General features: G+C 66.2%; 15 protein-coding genes. 8 read left to right on the top strand and 7 right to left on the bottom strand.

What is annotated here, in order from left to right; genetic code table 11:
* Nucleotides 1–5: 5 nt before the first annotated feature.
* The 5 genes from CFE50_RS13265 to CFE50_RS13245 all read left to right on the top strand — a co-directional run bounded on the left by CFE50_RS13265 (nucleotide 6) and on the right by CFE50_RS13245 (nucleotide 5,655).
* The gene (locus CFE50_RS13265) at nucleotides 6–647 is read left to right on the top strand and encodes a tetratricopeptide repeat protein (protein ID WP_007162431.1); all 642 of its coding nucleotides are present in this window, start codon (nucleotides 6–8) and stop codon (nucleotides 645–647) included.
* On the top strand, nucleotides 647–1,789 hold the full coding sequence (gene bamB, locus CFE50_RS13260) for an outer membrane protein assembly factor BamB (RefSeq protein ID WP_093256016.1): 1,143 nt from the start codon (nucleotides 647–649) through the stop codon (nucleotides 1,787–1,789). The genes CFE50_RS13265 and bamB overlap by 1 nt, the downstream gene beginning before the upstream one ends.
* A gap of 78 nt (nucleotides 1,790–1,867) precedes the next feature.
* Nucleotides 1,868–3,355 carry a ribosome biogenesis GTPase Der gene (der, locus tag CFE50_RS13255; RefSeq protein WP_007162433.1) on the top strand — a complete coding sequence of 496 codons (1,488 nt, stop codon included), beginning with the start codon at nucleotides 1,868–1,870 and terminating at the stop codon, nucleotides 3,353–3,355.
* 372 nt (nucleotides 3,356–3,727) lie between these two features.
* On the top strand, nucleotides 3,728–4,876 hold the full coding sequence (locus CFE50_RS13250) for a pyridoxal phosphate-dependent aminotransferase (protein WP_286734207.1): 1,149 nt from the start codon (nucleotides 3,728–3,730) through the stop codon (nucleotides 4,874–4,876).
* Nucleotides 4,864–5,655: an amidohydrolase gene (locus CFE50_RS13245; RefSeq protein WP_286734204.1), complete on the top strand. Its 792-nt coding sequence runs from the start codon at nucleotides 4,864–4,866 to the stop codon at nucleotides 5,653–5,655. Before CFE50_RS13250 ends, CFE50_RS13245 begins: the two co-directional genes overlap by 13 nt.
* Here the strand turns inward: CFE50_RS13245 and CFE50_RS13240 are convergent, their stop codons facing one another.
* On the bottom strand, nucleotides 5,656–6,804 hold the full coding sequence (locus CFE50_RS13240; RefSeq protein ID WP_286734201.1) for an aminotransferase class V-fold PLP-dependent enzyme: 1,149 nt from the start codon (nucleotides 6,802–6,804) through the stop codon (nucleotides 5,656–5,658).
* A gap of 131 nt (nucleotides 6,805–6,935) precedes the next feature.
* On the opposite strand from CFE50_RS13240, the gene CFE50_RS13235 reads away from it, so the two are divergent.
* A complete protein-coding gene (locus CFE50_RS13235) occupies nucleotides 6,936–7,397 on the top strand; it encodes an Lrp/AsnC family transcriptional regulator (RefSeq protein ID WP_007162437.1) in 462 nt (153 codons plus the stop codon).
* A gap of 250 nt (nucleotides 7,398–7,647) precedes the next feature.
* Here CFE50_RS13235 and CFE50_RS13230 read toward each other — a convergent pair whose 3' ends face one another.
* The 3 genes from CFE50_RS13230 to leuA all read right to left on the bottom strand — a co-directional run bounded on the left by CFE50_RS13230 (nucleotide 7,648) and on the right by leuA (nucleotide 13,772).
* The gene (locus CFE50_RS13230) at nucleotides 7,648–8,598 is read right to left on the bottom strand and encodes an aldo/keto reductase (protein ID WP_286734197.1); all 951 of its coding nucleotides are present in this window, start codon (nucleotides 8,596–8,598) and stop codon (nucleotides 7,648–7,650) included.
* Nucleotides 8,599–8,650: 52 nt separating this feature from the next.
* Complete coding sequence (locus CFE50_RS13225; RefSeq protein WP_286734195.1) at nucleotides 8,651–11,962, bottom strand: EAL domain-containing protein; 3,312 nt, start codon at nucleotides 11,960–11,962, stop codon at nucleotides 8,651–8,653.
* 139 nt (nucleotides 11,963–12,101) lie between these two features.
* Nucleotides 12,102–13,772 (bottom strand): 2-isopropylmalate synthase, encoded by a 1,671-nt coding sequence (gene leuA / locus CFE50_RS13220; protein ID WP_241810049.1) that lies wholly within the window; start codon nucleotides 13,770–13,772, stop codon nucleotides 12,102–12,104.
* Nucleotides 13,773–14,135: 363 nt separating this feature from the next.
* Here leuA and CFE50_RS13215 point away from each other — a divergent pair, with 363 nt between their 5' ends.
* Entirely contained in the window at nucleotides 14,136–14,567 is a 432-nt protein-coding gene (locus tag CFE50_RS13215) for a DUF4174 domain-containing protein (protein ID WP_241810050.1), read from the top strand.
* A gap of 415 nt (nucleotides 14,568–14,982) precedes the next feature.
* Here CFE50_RS13215 and CFE50_RS13210 read toward each other — a convergent pair whose 3' ends face one another.
* Both CFE50_RS13210 and CFE50_RS13205 read right to left on the bottom strand, forming a co-directional pair.
* A complete protein-coding gene (locus tag CFE50_RS13210) occupies nucleotides 14,983–15,651 on the bottom strand; it encodes a glutathione S-transferase family protein (protein WP_278442319.1) in 669 nt (222 codons plus the stop codon).
* 29 nt (nucleotides 15,652–15,680) lie between these two features.
* A complete protein-coding gene (locus CFE50_RS13205) occupies nucleotides 15,681–16,961 on the bottom strand; it encodes a mechanosensitive ion channel family protein (protein WP_286734190.1) in 1,281 nt (426 codons plus the stop codon).
* A gap of 112 nt (nucleotides 16,962–17,073) precedes the next feature.
* Here CFE50_RS13205 and CFE50_RS13200 point away from each other — a divergent pair, with 112 nt between their 5' ends.
* Nucleotides 17,074–17,463: a DUF6491 family protein gene (locus CFE50_RS13200; protein WP_286734188.1), complete on the top strand. Its 390-nt coding sequence runs from the start codon at nucleotides 17,074–17,076 to the stop codon at nucleotides 17,461–17,463.
* Nucleotides 17,464–17,537: 74 nt separating this feature from the next.
* Here CFE50_RS13200 and CFE50_RS13195 read toward each other — a convergent pair whose 3' ends face one another.
* A complete protein-coding gene (locus CFE50_RS13195; RefSeq protein ID WP_007163073.1) occupies nucleotides 17,538–17,744 on the bottom strand; it encodes a hypothetical protein in 207 nt (68 codons plus the stop codon).
* Between the last annotated feature and the right edge of the window lie 91 nt (nucleotides 17,745–17,835).

Genomic DNA, 17,835 nt, shown 5'->3' with positions numbered 1-17,835 from the left:
CGGATTTGAGTTCCATCGACGACGACAATCTGGTGGTCGCCAAGGCCTGGTGGCAGCGTAACGGCAAGCCGCTGGTGGCCGGTGGCGTCATCGCCCTGGTGGCGGTACTCGGCTGGCAGGGCTGGCAGCGCTATCAGAACAACCAGGCGCAAGGCGCCTCGGTGCTCTATCAGCAGCTGGTGGAAGCCGCGCTGGCGCCCGGTGGCAAGGTCGACACCGCGCGGGTGACCGATACCTACGGCAAGCTCAAGCAGGATTATTCCGGCACCGCCTACGCCCAGTACGGCAGTCTCTTCGTCGCCAAGGTGGCGGTGGAGAACAATCGCCTGGACGACGCCGCCGCCGAACTCAAGGCCGTGGTGGACAAGCCCCACGATGCCGAACTCGGCGAGCTGGCGCGGCAGCGCCTGGCCCGGGTGCTGGCGGCCGAGGGCAAGGCCGAAGAAGGCCTCAAGCTGCTGGATGGCGAGGCGCCCAAGGCCTATGTCGCCAACCGCGAAGAGTTGCGGGGCGATCTGCTGGTGGCGCTGAAGAAGCCGACCGAGGCCCGCGCCGCCTACGAAAAAGCCCGCGCCGCGCTGCCTAACGATGCAGCCGAAGGCGTGCTGCAGATGAAACTCGATGATCTCGCCAAAGGAGACGCCTGATGTTGCGCTGGAAGCCTATCGCGGTACTGGGTCTCGCCCTTGCGGTCGTCGGGTGCAGCAGCACCGGCAAGAAGGAATTGCCGCCGGCCGAGCTGAAGGACATCAAGGCCGAGGTCCGGCTGGATGAAGTCTGGAGTCGCTCGGTGGGCGACGGCCAGGGCAAGGAATACAACCGCCTGGTCCCGGCCGTGGACGGCCAGACCATCTTTGCCGCCGATGCCGATGGCCGGGTCATGGCGATGAATCGCGAGACCGGTCAGGTGCTGTGGAAGAAGGACCTGGACCTGCCGGTCTCCGGCGGCGTCGGGGTCGGTTCCGGCCTGGTGCTGGTCGGGACCCTGCGTGGCCAGGTGATCGCCCTCGACAGTGCCAGTGGCGACGAGAAGTGGCGCGCCCAGGCCTCCAGCGAAGTGCTGTCCGCTCCGGTCGTCAACAACGACGTGGTGGTGGTGCAGTCCCAGGACGACAAGCTGCAGGCCTTCGAGCTGGGCAGCGGTACCCGTCGCTGGATCTACGAAGACACCCAGCCGGTGCTGAGTCTGAGGGGCACCGGCGCCCCCCTGGTCACCAACCAGGTGGTGATGGCCGGCTTCGCCAGCGGCAAGGTGGTTGCCCTGGACGTGCAGCGTGGCCTGCCGCTGTGGGAACAGCAGATCGCCGTGCCCAAGGGCCGTTCCGAACTGGAGCGCATCGTCGACGTGGACGGCGGCCTGTCGCTGTCGGGCGACACCCTCTATGTGGTCAGCTACAACGGCCGCGTGGTCGCGCTCAATCCGGCCAACGGCCAGATCCTCTGGCAGCGTGACGCCTCCAGCTACGACGGCGTGGCCGAAGGCTTCGGCAACGTCTACCTGAGCCTGGACAACGGCACCGTGGAAGCCGTCGAGGAATCCTCGACCTCCGCGCTCTGGACCAACGCCGATCTGGCCCGTCGCCAGCTCACCGGGCCGGTGGTCTGGTCGAGCAACGTGGTGGTGGGCGACTACGCCGGCTACATCCACCTGCTGAGCCAGGTCGATGGGCGTTTCGTCGGTCGCACCAAGGTCGACGGTGACGGCGTCCGGGTACGGCCACTGGTCGTCGGCGATATGCTCTACGTTTACGGCAATGGCGGTAAACTCGTCGCCTATCGTCTGCGCTAGAACCCTTTATCCTCAACCGATGGCCGCTACCGTGAAGTTCGGTAGCGGCCATCGTGTTTTCTGCTCTGGGAGAGCCGCATGGTTCCCGTAATTGCCCTGGTGGGGCGGCCGAACGTCGGCAAATCCACGCTTTTCAACCGCCTGACCAAGACCCGGGACGCCATCGTCGCCGACTTCGCCGGCCTGACCCGCGATCGCAAGTACGGCGAAGCCAAGTGGCAGGGGCGCACCTACATCGTGGTCGACACCGGCGGTATCTCCGGTGACGAGGAAGGCATCGACTTGAAGATGGCCGAGCAGTCGCTGCAGGCCATCGAAGAATCCGATGCGGTGCTGTTCCTGGTGGACTCCCGCGACGGCATGACCGTCGCCGACCAGATGATCGCCGAGCACCTGCGCAAGAGAAACAAGCGCACCTTCCTGGTGGCCAACAAGGTCGACACCGTCGATCCCGAGATCGCCCGGGCGGAATTCAGCCCGCTGGCCATCGGCGACGCCTTTCCCATCGCGGCGGCCCACGGGCGCGGCGTGAACAACCTGCTGGAAGCCGCCCTGGGCGTCTTCCCCAAGGACGAGGTCGAGGTCGAGGAACTCTCCGAGGAGCAGGTGCGGGCGGCCGCGGAAGAGGGTGGTGACGTCTTCCGCCGCGTGCAGGGCATCGACGAGACCACCGGCATCAAGATCGCCGTGATCGGTCGACCCAACGTCGGCAAGTCGACCCTGGTCAACCGCATGCTCGGCGAAGAGCGGGTGATCGTCTATGACCAGGCCGGCACCACGCGCGACAGCATCTACATCCCCTTCGAGCGCAACGAAGAACGCTATACCCTGATCGACACCGCCGGCGTGCGCCGCCGCGGCAAGGTCTTCGAGGCGGTCGAGAAGTTCTCGGTGGTCAAGACGCTGCAGGCGATCCAGGACGCCAACGTGGTGATCTTCGTCATGGACGCCCGCGAAGGCGTGGTGGAGCACGACCTCAACCTGCTCGGCTTCGTGCTGGAGACCGGCCGTGCCCTGGTGATCGCCCTCAACAAGTGGGACGGCATGGAGTCCGGCGAGCGCGACTACGTCAAGACCGAACTGGAACGCCGGCTGCTGTTCGTCGACTTCGCCGACATCCACTTCATCTCGGCGCTGCATGGCACCGGCGTGGGCCATCTGTACAAGTCGGTGCAGCAGTCCTTCGCCTCGGCCACCACCCGCTGGCCCACCAGCCGCCTGACCCAGATCCTCGAGGACGCGGTGCAGGAGCACCAGCCGCCGATGGTCAGCGGGCGCCGCATCAAGCTGCGCTATGCCCACCTGGGCGGTGCCAACCCGCCGCTGATCGTCATCCACGGCAACCAGACGGAAGCGGTGCCCAAGTCCTATACCCGCTACCTGGAAAAGACCTATCGCCGGGTGCTCAAGCTGGTGGGGACGCCGATCCGCATCGAATACCGCGGTGGCGAAAACCCCTTCGAGGGCAAGAAGAACACCCTCACCGAGCGCCAGGTCAACAAGAAGCGCCGGTTGATGAGCCACCACAAGAAGGCCGAGAAGAAGCGCAAGGACAAGCGGCGGTAAGCCGTTCGGGCGTTGTGCAGGGAAGGGGGCTCAGAAGAGCCCCCTTTTTTTTGGAAAATTTCCTTTGCAGCATCCTCTCCAGTGGAAAAGGCTGCGCCGTTTTCCACGCTACGGTGGTTGCCTGCCTCCCGGCCGAGGCGGTACACCGAACGACCCCCTCTCCCTCCGGGAGAGGGTTGGGGTGAGGGCGATCCCCGCGCCGACGCTTCAAGGAAAAGGCCACGCGCTTACCCTCACCCTGGCCCCCTCCCACGGGGAGAGGGGATGCCTGAATTGACCGCTGCGCCCGGGCGTTGGCCCGGCAAGACTTGCCCTTAGCCACAAAAAATCGCAGTCTGCCGATCTCCTTCCAGCCAGACCTGTGCCCGCGCGATGATCCAGAGCAAGCTTCCCGACCTCGCCGTCACCATCTTTACCCGCATGTCCCAGCTCGCCGCCCAGACCGGCGCGCTGAATCTGTCCCAGGGCTTTCCCGATTTCGATGGCCCGGCCGAGTTGCTCGCGGCGGTCGGTCGCCATGTCGCGGCCGGCCACAACCAATACGCGCCCATGACCGGGCTGCCGGCGCTGCGCCAGCAGGTGGCGGCCAAGGTCGCCGCCTTCTATGGCCGAGAGGTGGACGCCGAGACCGAGGTCACCATCGTCCCCGGCGCCACCCAGGGCCTGTTCTGCGCCCTGCAGACGCTGGTGCGGCCGGGCGACGAGGTGATCGTCTTCGATCCCTGCTACGACAGCTACGAACCCTCGGTGCAACTGGCCGGCGGGCGCTGTGTGCACGTGCCCCTGGCGCTGCCGGGCTTCGGTATCGACTGGCCGGCACTGGAAGCGGCCCTGAGTCCGCGCACCCGCGCCATCGTGCTCAATACCCCGCACAACCCCAGTGGCGCCCTGGTCAGCGCCGCCGAACTGGATCGCCTGGCCGCGCTGATCCGCGGGCGCGATCTCTATCTGGTCAGCGACGAGGTCTATGAGCACCTGGTCTACGACGGCGAGCGCCATGCCAGCGTCATCGCCCACGACGAACTCTATGCCCGCGCCTTCGTGGTCAGCTCCTTTGGCAAGACCTATCACATCACCGGCTGGAAGACCGGCTACGTGGTGGCGCCACCGGCGCTGTCGGCGGAATTGCGCAAGGTGCACCAGTACGTGAGTTTCTGCGGAGTGACGCCGATCCAATGCGCCCTGGCCGACTTCATGGCCGCCCATCCCGAGCACCTCAGCGAGCTGCCGGCCTTCTACCAGGCCAAGCGCGATCTCTTCTGCGATTTGCTGGGCGAGTCGCGCTTCACCTTCCAGCGCGCCGCCGGCACCTATTTCCAGGTGGTCGACTACTCCGCCATTCGCCCAGAGCTGGACGACGTGGCCATGGCCGAATGGCTGACCCGCGAGCATGGCGTCGCCGCCATTCCGCTGTCGGTGTTCTACCAGACGCCACCCGCGGACCTGCGCCTGGTGCGCTTCTGCTTTGCCAAGCGCGAAGACACCCTGCGTCAGGCAGCGGAGCGGCTATGCGCGATCTGACCCCCACCCAGGACCTGCGCCTGGCGCTGGTGCAGAGCGAACTGGCCTGGCACGACCCGGCCGCCAACCGCGCCCATTTCGAGGCGCTGCTGACGGAAGTCGGCGAGACCGACCTGATCATCCTGCCCGAGATGTTCACCACCGGCTTTTCCATGGAATCGGCCGCGCTCGCCGAGCCCGCGGAGGGTCCGACAGCGGCCTGGATGAGCGGACAGGCGCAGCGGCTCGGCGCGGTGGTCACCGGCAGCCTGATCGTGCGGGACGCGGCTGGACAGCACCGCAATCGCCTGCTGTGGGCGACGCCGGATGGCAGGTTGCAGCACTACGACAAGCGCCATCTGTTTCGCATGGCTGGCGAGCACGAGCACTATGCCCCGGGCGAGCAGCGGCTGCGGGTGACGCTCAAGGGGTGGCGGATCCGCCCGCTGATCTGCTACGACCTGAGATTCCCGGTCTGGAGTCGCGCCCAGGACGACACCGATCTGCTGCTCTATGTGGCCAACTGGCCGGCGCCGCGGCGCGGCCACTGGAATCGCCTGCTGCCGGCGCGGGCCATCGAGAATCTTTGCTATGTCGCGGCCGTGAATCGGATCGGCAGCGACGGCAACGGTCATCCCTATGCCGGTGACAGCCAGGTGCTGGACTTCCAGGGGGAACCCCTGGTGGAGGCCGGCGCGGAATCCGGCATCTTCCACACGACGCTGTCGGCCGCAGCCCTCACGGCCTATCGCGAGCGCTTTCCGGCGCAGCGCGATGCCGATGCCTTTCGCCTGGACTGATCAGGCCCAGAAGGGCGCTGGCTGGGCGGCATGCTGGTGGATCAGGGCGATGGCCTGGTCCACGTCCGCCGCGGTGGTGTAGCGACCCAGGCTGAATCGGTAGCTGCGCGCCGCCTGTTCGGCGGTCAGGCCAAGGCCCAAGAGCACATGGGAGGGCGCCGCCTTGGCCGAACTGCAGGCCGAGGTGGTCGAGAAGGCCAGCTGCCGCTGCAGCGCCGCGGTGTCCAACGGCGTGGCGAAGGTGAGATTCAGGGTGTGGGGAATGCGCTGCCGGGCGCAGCCATTGAGCTGCATGCCGTTCAGGGTTTGGACCCCGGCCAGGAATCGCTCGCGCAACTGGCCGAGACGCTCGTTCTCTCGCGCCATGGCCTGGCCGGCAAGGGCGAAGGCGGTCCCCATGCCGACGATCTGGTGGGTGGCCAGGGTGCCGGAACGCAGCCCGCGTTCATGGCCGCCACCGTGGATCTGCGCCTGCAGGGCCCCCTCGGCGCGCGGACCGACATAGAGGGCGCCGATGCCCTTGGGCCCATAGGTCTTGTGCGCGGAAAAGGACATCAGATCGACCTCCAGACCAGCCAGGTCGATGGCGACCTTGCCGGTGGCCTGGGCGGCGTCCACGTGGAAGAGGGCGCCCCGGGCGCGCACCAGCCGACCGATGGCCTCGATGTCGGTCAGGGTGCCCAGCTCGTTGTTCACCCTCATCAGCGAGACCAGGCAGGTGTCCGCTCGCCAGGCCTGCGCGATGGCCTCCGGGGTGATGAGGCCTGCCGCGTCCGGCGCCAGGTAGGTGACCGTGAAGCCCTCGGCTTCCAGCTGGGCGGCGGTATCCAGTATCGCCCGGTGCTCCAGGCAGCTGGTAATCAGATGACCATGCCCGCGCCGCCGAGCCACGCCGAGCAGCGCGAGGTTGTTGGATTCGGTGGCGCCGGAGGTCCAGATCAGCTGCTCGGGCCGGGCGCCGACCAGGTCGGCCACCTGTTGGCGAGCGCTGTCCACGGCGCGCTGGGCGTCGTTGCCGAAGGCATGGCCGCGAGAAGCGGGATTGCCGAAGACGCCCTGGCGCCCCATACAACCCAGCATGGCTTCGATGACGACATCGTCGACAGGGGTGGTGGCGGCGTAATCGAAATACAGGGGATAAGCGTCCATGGCGGCCTCGGGCATTTGAATGGACCTAGGCTAAAGCTGGCGCGCGTGAAGAAATTTGCTTTTTTATCGCTTATTAGGCTTTCGAGCGGAATAGAATTCTTTCGAATAGCCTTTACAGAGAAAATGATTTCATGGATCGCTTCGATCGCGCCATTCTCGAGATCTTGCAGCAGGACAGCACCCGACCGGTGGCCGATATCGCCGAGCGCATCGGCCTGGGTACCACGGCCTGTTGGCGGCGTATCCAGAAGCTGGAGGAGCAGGGGGTCATCCGCGCCCGGGTGGCACTGCTCGATCCCCGTGAGCTCAACGTGGGGGTGACGGTCTTCGTTTCGGTGCGCACCAATCAGCACGCCATGGACTGGCTGCAGCGTTTCCATGAGGCGGTGGCGGCCATTCCGGAGGTGGTCGAGCTCTACCGCATGGCCGGTGACACCGACTACCTGATGCGCATCGTGGTGCCGGACATCGCCGCCTATGATGGCGTCTACAAGCGGCTGATCCAGGTCCCGGGGTTGCTGGACGTCAGCTCCAGCTTCGCCATGGAGCAGATCAAGTACAGCACCGCTTTGCCGCTGGATTATGTACGGTAGGAGCTGATTAAGAGCTTAGCGTAGAAAACGGCGCAGCCTTTTCAACTCTCGATATCAGCTACTGGGGATTCCCTCACCCCAGCCCTCTCCCAAAGGGAGAGGGGGTTGTCCGAGCGAGGGGGGTGGTTTTGGCGGCCACCTGGATCATCAACCGCTGCGGTGATGGCTGATGCGTAGCGTGGAAAACGGCGCAGCCTTTTCCACTCTCGATGTCAGCTGCTGGGGTGACGGCGTCCGTGATCGCGAAACCTCAGCGATAGGCGCTGACCTGATCCAGCAGGGTGATGTCGTCGGCCGGTAGCTGCAGCCGGGTGGCTGCCACCAGGTCGTCGAGTTGGGCCTGGGAGGTGGCGCTGGCGATCGGCGCGGTGATGCTGGGGCGGGCGATCAACCAGGCCAGGGCGACCTGGGCCGGGGTGGCTCCGTGCTTTTCGGCGATCTCGTCGAGGCCGGCCAGGATGGCCATGCCGCGTTCGTCAAGGTAGCGCTTGACCATCTCCGCGCGCGAACCCTGCAGATCGTCCTTGGTGCGGTACTTGCCCGTCAGGAAGCCGCTGGCCAGGGAGAAATAGCTGATCACGCCCAGGCCGAGTTCCTTGACCACGGGTTCCAGCTCGGTCTCGTAGTCCTGGCGGGCATGCAGGTTGTAGTGGGGCTGCAGGCTCTGGTAGGCCGGCACGCCCAGGCGCTCGGCGACCTGGGCCGCTTCGCGCAGGCGCTGGCCGCTGTAGTTGGAAGCACCGATCACTCGCACCTTGCCCTGTTCCACCAGCCGCGCGAAGGCGCCCAGGGTTTCCTCCAGCGGGGTGTCCTCGTCGTCGCAGTGCGCCTGGTAGAGGTCGATGCGATCGGTCTGCAGGCGCTTGAGCGAGGCCTCCACCGCCTGCTGCACATAGCTGGCCTTGAGACCCTTGCGACCCTCACCCATGTCCATGCCCAGCTTGGTGGCCAGGATCACCTGGTCGCGCTTGCCGCTGCGGGCGAACCACTTGCCCAGCAGGGTCTCGGATTCGCCGCCGCTGTTGCCCGGGGCCCAGCGCGAATAGACGTCGGCGGTGTCGATGAAAGTCAGGCCCGCGTCGAGCAGGGCGTCCAGCATGCGAAAGGACTGGGCTTCGTCCAGGGTCCAGCCGAAGACGTTGCCACCAAAGCAGAGCGGCGGCACCTGGAGGTCTGAATGGCCAAGGGTACGAGTGTGCATGGGATCCTCATCGGGTTGGGGAGTCATGCAGGTTACGACCGATGGCCGCGGCTCAAGGTTCGAAGCGCGTAGGCCCGGGCCACTCCCGCAGGGGCAGGGGTTTGCCGAGGGCATAGCCCTGGGCGTAGTCCACGCCGATGGTGCCGAGCAATTCGAAGGTGGCCTGGGACTCGACGAATTCGGCGATGGTCTCGGCGCCGAGGTGGTGGGCGACCTGGTTGATGGATTCGACGATGGCGCGATCCAGCGGATCCTGGTCGAGAGTACGGATGAAGCTGCCGTCGATCTTCACGTAGTCGACGCGGAAGTGCTTGAGGTAGGCGAAGGAGCTGAGGCCGGCGCCGAAGTCGTCAAGGGCGATGCGGCAGCCGCGTTCGCGGACCTGGCTGATGAGCGCCGAGGCCACCGAAAGCTTGTTGATCACCGCGGTCTCGGTCAGCTCGAAGAGCAGGCGCTGCGGATCCAGCGGCGAGGCGGCGATCAGCTCCAGCAACTCGGGCAGGAAGTCGGGATCGCTCAGGCTGTTGCCCGAGAGGTTGATGCCCACGTGCAGCCCGGGTCGTTCCTGCAGCCAGGGCACCAGTTCGACCAGCACCTGACGCACCACCCAGCGGTCGATGCTGCTCATCAGGCCGAAGCGCTCGGCGGCCGGGATGAAGGTGGCCGGCGAGATCAGCTGGCCCTGGACATCGCGCAGGCGCAGCAGCAACTCGACATGCTGCGCCGCGCCGCCGTGGCTGCGGGTGGGGACGATGGTCTGGGCGTGCAGCTCGAAACGGTGCTGCTCCAGGGCCTCGCGCAGGCCGCTGGCCATGAGGATCTCGCGGTGCTGGCGCTCCACGTCCTCGCTGCCGGCGCGATAGAGCGCCGCGCGATTGCGCCCGGCGTGCTTGGCCGTGTAGCAGGCTACGTCGGCCTGGCTCATCAATTCGGCCGGGCTCGGGGTTTCGGCGGTGATGGCTACGATGCCGGCACTGGCGCCGACGTCGTAGATCCGGTTCTGCCAGTTGAAGCGCACGGCGCCGATGCTGGCGATGAGCTTTTCGGCGACGGCCTCGGCCTGCACCAGATCGCAGTCGCGCAGCAGCAGGGCGAATTCGTCGCCGCCGATACGCGCCACGGCATCCGAGCCGCGCAGGGAGTCGCGCAGCAGGGTACCCAGTTCGCGCAGCAGCAGATCGCCGGCGGCATGGCCGGCGGAGTCGTTGACCACCTTGAAGCGATCGAGGTCGATGAAGCACAGCGCGTGCTGGACGGTCCCGGCCTGGGCCTGCTGCCAGGCGAGGTCCAGCTCCTGCTCGAACTTCAGGCGGTTGTAGAGACCGGTCAGGGCGTCGTGGGAGGCGTTGTAGCTCAGCTCGCGCTGCAGGTTGCGGGCATGGGTGACATTCTGGAACACCAGCACCGCGCCGATGATGCGGCCATCCACCGTACGCACCGGCGCGGCCGAATCCTGCACCTCGTGCCTTTCACCCTGGCGGCTGAGCAGCACCGCGCCCTCGTCCAGGGAGGTAATGGTCTGCTCGCGCAGGCAGCGGGTCACCGGACTGGGCAGGACCTCGTCGCTCTGGCTGTCGTGGATGCGGAAGACCTCCTCGTGGGGGCGTCCCCGGGCATCCGCCAGCGACCAGCCGGTGAGCTGTTCGGCGACCGGATTGAGAAAGAGGATGCGCCCGTCCATGTCGGTGGTCAGCACGGCGTCGGCGATGGAGGCCAGGGTGACCTGCAGCCGTTCCTTTTCCTCGTAGAGCGCCGTAGTCAGCTGGTGGTGCTCGGTGACGTCGCTGTTGCTGCCGACCAGGCGCACATGGCCGTCGGCCTCGACCACCGAGATCAGCTCGGAGCGGATATGCCGCACCTCGCCGCCGGGGCCGCCGCGATTGATGCGGAAGTTGAAGGTGTAGAACATCGACTCGCTGGCGACCTTGTCGAACACCTCCAGCGAACGCGCCTTGTCGTCCGGGTGGATGAAGGTGAGCCAGAAGTCCATGTCCCGGCTGAGGTTGTCGGGGGCGATGCCGTAGAGATCTCTCAGCCGCGCATCGGCATTGAAGCCCGGACTGCGGGTATCCCATTCCCAGATGCCGACGTTGCTGGCGCGAATGGCCAGTTGCAGCCGCTCGCGGAGGCGGGCATTGGTCGCCTCGGCGCGACGCTGGGCGTCGATGTCGCGGACCTGCAGCAGATAGCCGGTGAGCAGGTCGCCATCGTCATGGTCGGGCGACAGCGCCAGTTGCATCCACAGTCCCTGGCCATCACGGTGCAGCAGACGGCGGGTCTGCTCGCCTTCCTCGATCGTCAGGGGTTCTTCGGCGTCGGCGATCAACTCCTTGAGCAACCGGCCGTCGAGGCTGTGGCGCGGATAGCCGAGCATGGCCTCCAGGGCCACGTTCACCTGACTCAGGCGGCCCTCCACCGACAGCAGTGCCATGCCATAGGGTGCGGCGCTCAGGGCATGGCGAAAGCGCGCCTCGTTGCGCGCCAGACGCTGGTTATGGTGACGGCTCTGCTGCACGGCGGCGGCCAGCAACAGCGGGGGAATCTGCATCAGGGCCACTGGAATGTAGGTCAGGGCTTCCTGCACCAGGGTAGCGCCGCGGATGCCGAGCAGATAACCATGGGCTACCAGGTAGGTGAAGATCAGGATGTTCAGGCCGCCGACCATCGCGGTACCCAGGGCGGTGAGCCTCAGGGTCATCAGCAGCAGCAGGGTGGAGACGTAGACGTAGGGATAGGGCACGTAGGCCAGCAGGCCGAGCACCAGCACGGGGCTGATCAGCAGCAGGATGATGAATTCGCGGGCACCCTGCCGGCTGAATTGCAGCCACTGCAGCGGGCGGCCGAGAAAGGCGAGGGGCATCATCACCAGCAGGCCGAGGGCGTCGCCGAGGTACCAGTGCAGGGCCACTCGCAGCAACTCGGGGTTGCCCTGCTGGGCGGCGAGCAGGGTTCCCAGGGTGGTACCAGCCAAGGGGGTCACCAGCACCCCGTAGAACAGCAGTCGTCCCATGGCCGCGACATTGCGTTCGGGATGGAGGATGCGGCCATGCAGCAGCCAGGCGCCGAACAGGATCTCGGCCAGATTGGGCAGGGAATAGAGGGCGCCGGTCGCCGGGTCACCACTAAAAGGCAATTCGGCCAGGGCGCCGGCCAGCCAGACCGCCAGCAGCTGCAGTGGCCAGCGACGGGGTGCCGAGCGCAGCAGCCAGGCAATAGCCAGGCCGTTGGGCAACCAGAGGGTGGCCACGGTGGAGGACGCCTGGCGGGTGAAGAGGATGCACAGGACCGAACTAAGCAGGAACAGCAGCGCCAGCGCGCTGGCGTCACGCAGCAAAGAGGTGTTTCGCGACAGAGTGGAGGTCATTGCCTATCCAGACAAGCTGCCCGGCTGGCCGAAGCGGGCAGGCGAGACGATCCCTAGGAAGTGAGGAGTATCTCCGCTGATTCGCCATAAAAAAAGGGAACGCCGACGGGCATTCCCTTTGGTTTGACGAATGTCAGTATCAGGCGGCCTTGGCCTGGGCCTGGGTCACCGCGCGATTCAGGGCGCTGAGCAGGGCGCGGAAGCTGGCGGTGGTGATGTTCTCGTCGATGCCGATGCCATGCAGCGGGCGCTGGCCTTCCAGGCGGACCTCGATGTAGGAGGCGGCCTTGGCGTTGGCGCCGGCGCCGATGGAGTGCTCGTGGTAGTCCATGATCTCCACCGCCTGGGGCAGGCTGGCGACCAGGGCTTCCAGCGGACCCTTGGCAGTGCCGTGCCAGGTCTCGGTACGGCCCTCGACGGCGACCTTGATGTCGACGGTGGAGGTGCCATCTTCCTCGCGCAGCTTGTGGCTGACCAGGGCGTAGGGGCTCTTGGCCTGCAGGTATTCCTGTTCGAGCAGGGCGTGAATCTGCGCCGCGGTCATTTCCAGGCCCAGGCGATCGGTCTCGCGCTGTACCACCTGGCTGAATTCGATCTGCATGCGGCGCGGCAGGCTGATGCCGTATTCCTGCTCCAGCAGGAAGGCGATGCCGCCCTTGCCCGACTGGCTGTTGACGCGGATGACCGCCTCGTAGTCGCGGCCGATGTCGGCCGGGTCGATGGGCAGGTAGGGCACTTCCCACAGCGCATCCGGTTTCTGCTGGGCGAAGCCCTTGCGGATGGCGTCCTGGTGGGAGCCGGAGAAGGCGGTGTGGACCAGATCGCCGACATAGGGATGGCGCGGGTGCACCGGCAGCTGGTTGCACTCCTCGACGGTCTTGCGCACGGCGTCGATGTCGGAGAAGTCCAGCTCGGGATCGACGCCCTGGGTGTAGAGGTTGAGCGCCAGGGTCACCAGGCAGACGTTGCCGGTGCGCTCGCCATTGCCGAACAGGCAGCCTTCGACGCGATCGGCGCCGGCCATCACCGCCAGTTCCGAGGCGGCGACGCCGGTGCCGCGGTCGTTATGGGTGTGGACGCTGATCAGCACGCTGTCGCGGCGGTCGATGTGACGACCGAACCATTCGATCTGGTCGGCGTAGTTGTTGGGCGTGGCGCACTCGATGGTGGCGGGCAGGTTGAGGATCAGCTTGTTGGCCGGGGTCGGTGCGAACACCGCGATCACCGCGTTGCACACCTCGACGGCGAAGTCGGTCTCGGTGGAGCTGAACACCTCGGGGGAGTACTCGAAGCCCCACTGGGTCTCCGGCCGCTCGGCGGCCAGGCGCACGATGGTCTGGCCGGCGGCCACGGCGATGGCCTTGACGCCGGCCTTGTCCTGGTTGAAGACGATGCGGCGAAAGCTCGGCGCGCAGGCGTTGTAGTAGTGGACGATGGCGCGTTTGGCACCCTCGAGCGATTCGAAGGTGCGCTCGATGAGGTCGTCACGGGCCTGGGTCAGCACCTGGATGGTGACGTCGTCGGGGATGTGACCGCCCTCGATCAGCTCGCGGACGAAATCGAAGTCGGTCTGGGAGGCGGAGGGGAAGCCCACCTCAATCTCCTTCAGGCCCACGGCGACCAGGCACTTGAAGAAGGCCATCTTCTTCTCGGCATCCATCGGCTCGATCAGCGACTGGTTGCCGTCGCGCAGGTCGGTGGACAGCCAGATCGGCGCCTTGTCGATGACCTTGTCCGGCCAGGTGCGGTCGGGCAGGGCGACGGGCGTGAAGGGACGGTACTTCTGCGAGGGATCTTTGAGCATGGTCATGGCGATTCTTTCCTTGGGCGTGGTCGGGGCTTACGAAGCGAGCGCGGTCGAGCTTCGCAGTCGTGGACTGACCAGTCGCAGGCAGCGGTGCTGCCGGAGGAGGATGAGGGTATGGGCGTTGTGCATGGCGCTTACGTTAGTCCGCCCAGGGCAGCTCTCGCAATGTTCTTTTTGAAATTGGCAGGAATGTTCGATATAGACGATTTAGTGAGGACTTATTGCTGGTCGAGGCTGGTTATTGGTGATTTCTAAAAGAATGGGGTGGTGTTTTTTGTGTAACCCGAAATCGCCGGGGCGATCTCTGGCGTCGGGTTGGGGTCAATGCTGGACGATTCCCGGCAACCAAACGGAAGGAAGGCGTCCATGAAGACTCTGGTGCTGGCCGGGCTGGCGACCACCCTGATCGCCGGCTTGGCGTCGGCGGCCCAGGCCGCCGACAACCCCCTGGAGGCGGAACGCTGGAAGACGCGACCGCTGATCCTGGTGGCACCGACGGCGAACGATCCCCAGGTCGCGAAGCTTCGCGAAGAACTGGCGCAGCCGGCCAATCGCGAAGCCTTCGTCGAGCGGGAAATGGTGCTCTATACGGTGGTGGGCGACGCCGGCAGCCGCAACGACGAGCCGCTGCGGCCGGAGCAGACCCGGGCGCTGCTCAAGGCCCTCGACGCCCGCGCCGGCCAGCCGGCCACGCTCTATCTGGTGGGCAAGGACGGCGGGGTCAAGGTGCGGGAAGAGCAGGGATGGTCGCTCAAGGCGCTGTTCGGCGCTGTCGACCGGATGCCGATGCGGCGGTAGTCGTGGCTCCCTCGCCCCACCCCTCTCCCAGGGAGAGGGGGGGTTCTCCGAGGCCATCCGGACGCCGTGTAGGGTGGACAACGGCGCAGCCTTGTCCACGTAGGTAAGGTGCCGTGCCGTCAGTGGAAAACGCTGGCGCGGTTTTCCACGCTACGGGGTGGTTGGGGCTTTCCCTCGCCCCAGCCCTCTCCCAGGGAGAGGGGGGTTCTCCGAGGCCATCCGGACGCCCTGTAGGGTGGACAACGGCGCAGCCTTGTCCACGTAGGTAAGGTGCCGTGCCGTCAGTGGAAAACGCTGGCGCGGTTTTCCACGCTACGGAGCTGGGGTTTTCCTTCACCCCTTCTCCTCGAAAGGAGAGGAGCGTAGGCACCGTAGGTTGGGTTGAGCGTCTAGCGAAGCCCAACGAGCCCAGCCCTCAGGCGTAGACGTAGGGCCCACCCTGCTCCAGCGCCCGCTGATAAGCCGGGCGGGCATGGATGCGCTTGAGGAAGTCCACCAGCTTGGGGCGCTTGCCATTGTCCAGGCCGGCGCGGCTGGCGGCGGCTTCCAGGGGGAAGCTGAGCTGGATGTCGGCCGCGGTGAAGCTATCGCCGACGAACCAGCCGCTTTCGCCCAGCTGGCTTTCCAGGTAGTCCAGGTGCAGGTCGAGCTGGGGCTGGATGAAGCTGGCCGTGGCCTTGGCGGCGATGCCCTTGGCGATGGGTTTGGCAAAGAAGGGCATGGGCGAGGTGGCGATGCGGTCGAACACCAGCTTGAGCAGCAGCGGCGTCATGGCCGAGCCTTCGGCATAGTGCAGCCAGTAGGTGTAGCGCACGAACTCCGGGCTGTCCTGGGCGGGCAGCAGTTGCGGGCCGTAGCGCCGCGCCAGGTAGTCGACGATGGCGCCGGATTCGGCCAGGGTCAGGTCGCCGTCGACGATCACCGGCGACTTGCCCAGCGGATGCACCTTGCGCAACTCCGGCGGGGCGAACAGGCCGCCTGCCGCTCGCTCGTAGCGCTGCACCCGGTAGTCGATCCCCAACTCTTCGAGCAGCCAGAGCACCCGCTGGGAGCGGGAGTTGTTCAGGTGGTGGACGACGATCATGGTCTTTCCTTAGGCCTGGGGCGGGCGGGTCAGGGCGCCGGGGTGCCCGGTTCGCCGAGGGAGGTCATGGCCTCGGTCGGCTCCAGTCGCATGCGGAAATCGCGTCCGCTCGGGTGCTGGAACACATGGAGGCCGAATTCCGGGAGGATCGAGAGCAGGTGGTCGAAGATGTCTCCCTGGATGCCCTCATATTGCGCCCACACCGTGGTGTTGGTGAAGCAGTAGATCTCCACCGGCAGACCCTCGCTGGAGAGCGGCATCTGGCGCACCAGCAGGGTCATGCCCTGGTGGACTCCGGGATGGGCGCGCAGGTAGCGCTCCACATAGGCGCGAAAGGTGCCCAGGTTGGTGACCCGGCGGGTGTTGACCGGCTCCTGGCCGCGTTTTTCCAGCTTGCGATTCCAGTCCGCCAGTTCCTGTTCCTTGGCGGTGAGGTAGTCGTCCAGCAGGTTGAAGCGGTGCAGGTGCTCGCGCTCGGCATCGCTGAGGAAGTGCACGCTGTTCTGGTCGATGTTGAGGGCGCGCTTGATGCGTCGGCCACCGGCTTCCTGCATGCCGCGGTAGTTGCGGAAGGAGTCGGTGATGAATCTCTTGGTGGGGATGGTGGTGATGGTCTTGTCGAAGTTCTGCACCTTGACCGTGTGCAGGGCGATGTCGATGACGTCGCCGTCGGCGTTGAGCTGGGGCATCTCGATCCAGTCGCCGACACGGATGATGTCGTTGCTGGAGATCTGCACGCTGGCCACCAGGGAGAGCAGGGTGTCCTGGAAGATCAGCAGCAGCACCGCGGCCATGGCGCCGAGGCCGGAGAGCAGGATCAGCGGCGAGCGGTCGATCAGGGTGGCGATCATCAGGATGACCGCGATGGCGTAGATGACGATCTTGCTGACCTGGACATAGCCCTTGATCGGCTTGAGCCGCGCCGAGGGCCGCCGCGAATAGAGCACGTTGACCACGTTCAGGGCGCTGCCCAGGGCCAGGGCGATGGTCAGCACGATGAAGGCGCTGCAGACGTTCTGCACCACGGTGACCAGGGCCTCGGGACGCCCGGGCACCAGTTCGATGCCGATCGACAGCACCAGGGCCGGGACGATGTTGGCCAGCCGGCCGATGACGCGGTGGTGATTGAGCTCCTGGTCCTGACCGAAGGAGGTGCTGCGCAGCAGGCGATAGAAGCCGCGCACCAGGATGCGCTTGACGATCCAGTTGAGCACCCAGGCCGCCAGCAGCAGGCCGAGGCAGGCGACCAGGGTGAGCAGTTGCGGGTGTTTTTCGAGGTCGTCGATCAATCGGGTCAGGGCCGTGGGCATAGGGGGTCTCTTGACGGGATACTACGGGCGCCACGTTAGCAAAGCTGCGCCGCGCTTGCCGTATTCGGCGCCTGTGGCCGGTCCAAGGTTCAGCCCTTCCAGGAAAAATTCCATGCGCGTCCTCCCTGCCTTTTTCACCCTCGTCGCCGTGCTGCTGCTCGCCGGTTGCGCCGGGCGTCCCTTCGGACCGCCGACCCTGGACGATCGCCTGGCCGAACTGGGCTATCGGCAGGGCGCGGCCATGGACACCATCCTGGGCTTCGATCTCTCCGGCTGGCACTACCTGGACAACCGGCACCTGGCACTGGGGACCGGGTTGGGCCGCGCCTACCTGGTGGACTTCGCCGTACCCTGTCGCAACCTGGCCGCCGGCAATCGCCTCGGCTATCGCTCGCGCGCCGCCGGCCTGCGCCCGGGTGACTTCCTCGTCTCCACCGATGCCCGGGGCAACCGTATGGAGTGCCCCATCGGCGGGCTGTATCGCCTCGATCCCGTGCGCTGAGTGGCGCAGGGCTGGCCAGCTCGCACAGACCGGAGTCCGGCTGTGGCCGGCGATCCGCCTTGCCCGCGCGCGGCCTAGCGCTCCACCGGCTCGCGCTTCTTCCACCAGCCGGCGAACAGGCCGACCGGATAGAGCGTCACCATAACGGCGAACACCACCCAGGTGCGCCAGGACCAGGCCGACAGCACGAAGCCCTGGGAAAAGCCCACCAGCAGGTAGCAGGCCGCGGCGACCAGCAGGATGCTGCCGAGGGCGCTGCCGAAGCGGGGTCTTGGGGTCATGGCGGTCATTCCGAATCGGGGTGGAGGCGGGCGTTCCTTTTAAGCCAGTGCCCTGCGCCTGGCAATGCCCGCGACTGCAACCAATTGTTGG

The sequence above is a fragment of the Pseudomonas sp. PGPPP4 genome, assembly GCF_002256045.1.
GTDB classification, from domain to species: Bacteria; Pseudomonadota; Gammaproteobacteria; order Pseudomonadales; family Pseudomonadaceae; genus Chryseomonas; species Chryseomonas oryzihabitans.
The sequence above is the reverse complement of the archived record's forward strand: the minus strand, read 5'-3'. Positions and strand labels throughout refer to the sequence as shown.

Excerpts from the sequence above, each read along its gene's own strand:
- bamB (WP_093256016.1), top strand. The coding sequence starts at position 647 with ATGTTGCGCTGGAAGCCTATCGCGGTACTGGGTCTCGCCCTTGCGGTC.
- der (WP_007162433.1), top strand. The coding sequence starts at position 1,868 with ATGGTTCCCGTAATTGCCCTGGTGGGGCGGCCGAACGTCGGCAAATCC.
- CFE50_RS13250 (WP_286734207.1), top strand. The coding sequence starts at position 3,728 with ATGATCCAGAGCAAGCTTCCCGACCTCGCCGTCACCATCTTTACCCGC.
- CFE50_RS13245 (WP_286734204.1), top strand. The coding sequence starts at position 4,864 with ATGCGCGATCTGACCCCCACCCAGGACCTGCGCCTGGCGCTGGTGCAG.
- CFE50_RS13240 (WP_286734201.1), bottom strand. The coding sequence starts at position 6,804 with ATGGACGCTTATCCCCTGTATTTCGATTACGCCGCCACCACCCCTGTC.
- CFE50_RS13235 (WP_007162437.1), top strand. The coding sequence starts at position 6,936 with ATGGATCGCTTCGATCGCGCCATTCTCGAGATCTTGCAGCAGGACAGC.
- CFE50_RS13230 (WP_286734197.1), bottom strand. The coding sequence starts at position 8,598 with ATGCACACTCGTACCCTTGGCCATTCAGACCTCCAGGTGCCGCCGCTC.
- CFE50_RS13225 (WP_286734195.1), bottom strand. The coding sequence starts at position 11,962 with ATGACCTCCACTCTGTCGCGAAACACCTCTTTGCTGCGTGACGCCAGC.
- leuA (WP_241810049.1), bottom strand. The coding sequence starts at position 13,772 with ATGACCATGCTCAAAGATCCCTCGCAGAAGTACCGTCCCTTCACGCCC.
- CFE50_RS13215 (WP_241810050.1), top strand. The coding sequence starts at position 14,136 with ATGAAGACTCTGGTGCTGGCCGGGCTGGCGACCACCCTGATCGCCGGC.
- CFE50_RS13210 (WP_278442319.1), bottom strand. The coding sequence starts at position 15,651 with ATGATCGTCGTCCACCACCTGAACAACTCCCGCTCCCAGCGGGTGCTC.
- CFE50_RS13205 (WP_286734190.1), bottom strand. The coding sequence starts at position 16,961 with ATGCCCACGGCCCTGACCCGATTGATCGACGACCTCGAAAAACACCCG.
- CFE50_RS13200 (WP_286734188.1), top strand. The coding sequence starts at position 17,074 with ATGCGCGTCCTCCCTGCCTTTTTCACCCTCGTCGCCGTGCTGCTGCTC.
- CFE50_RS13195 (WP_007163073.1), bottom strand. The coding sequence starts at position 17,744 with ATGACCCCAAGACCCCGCTTCGGCAGCGCCCTCGGCAGCATCCTGCTG.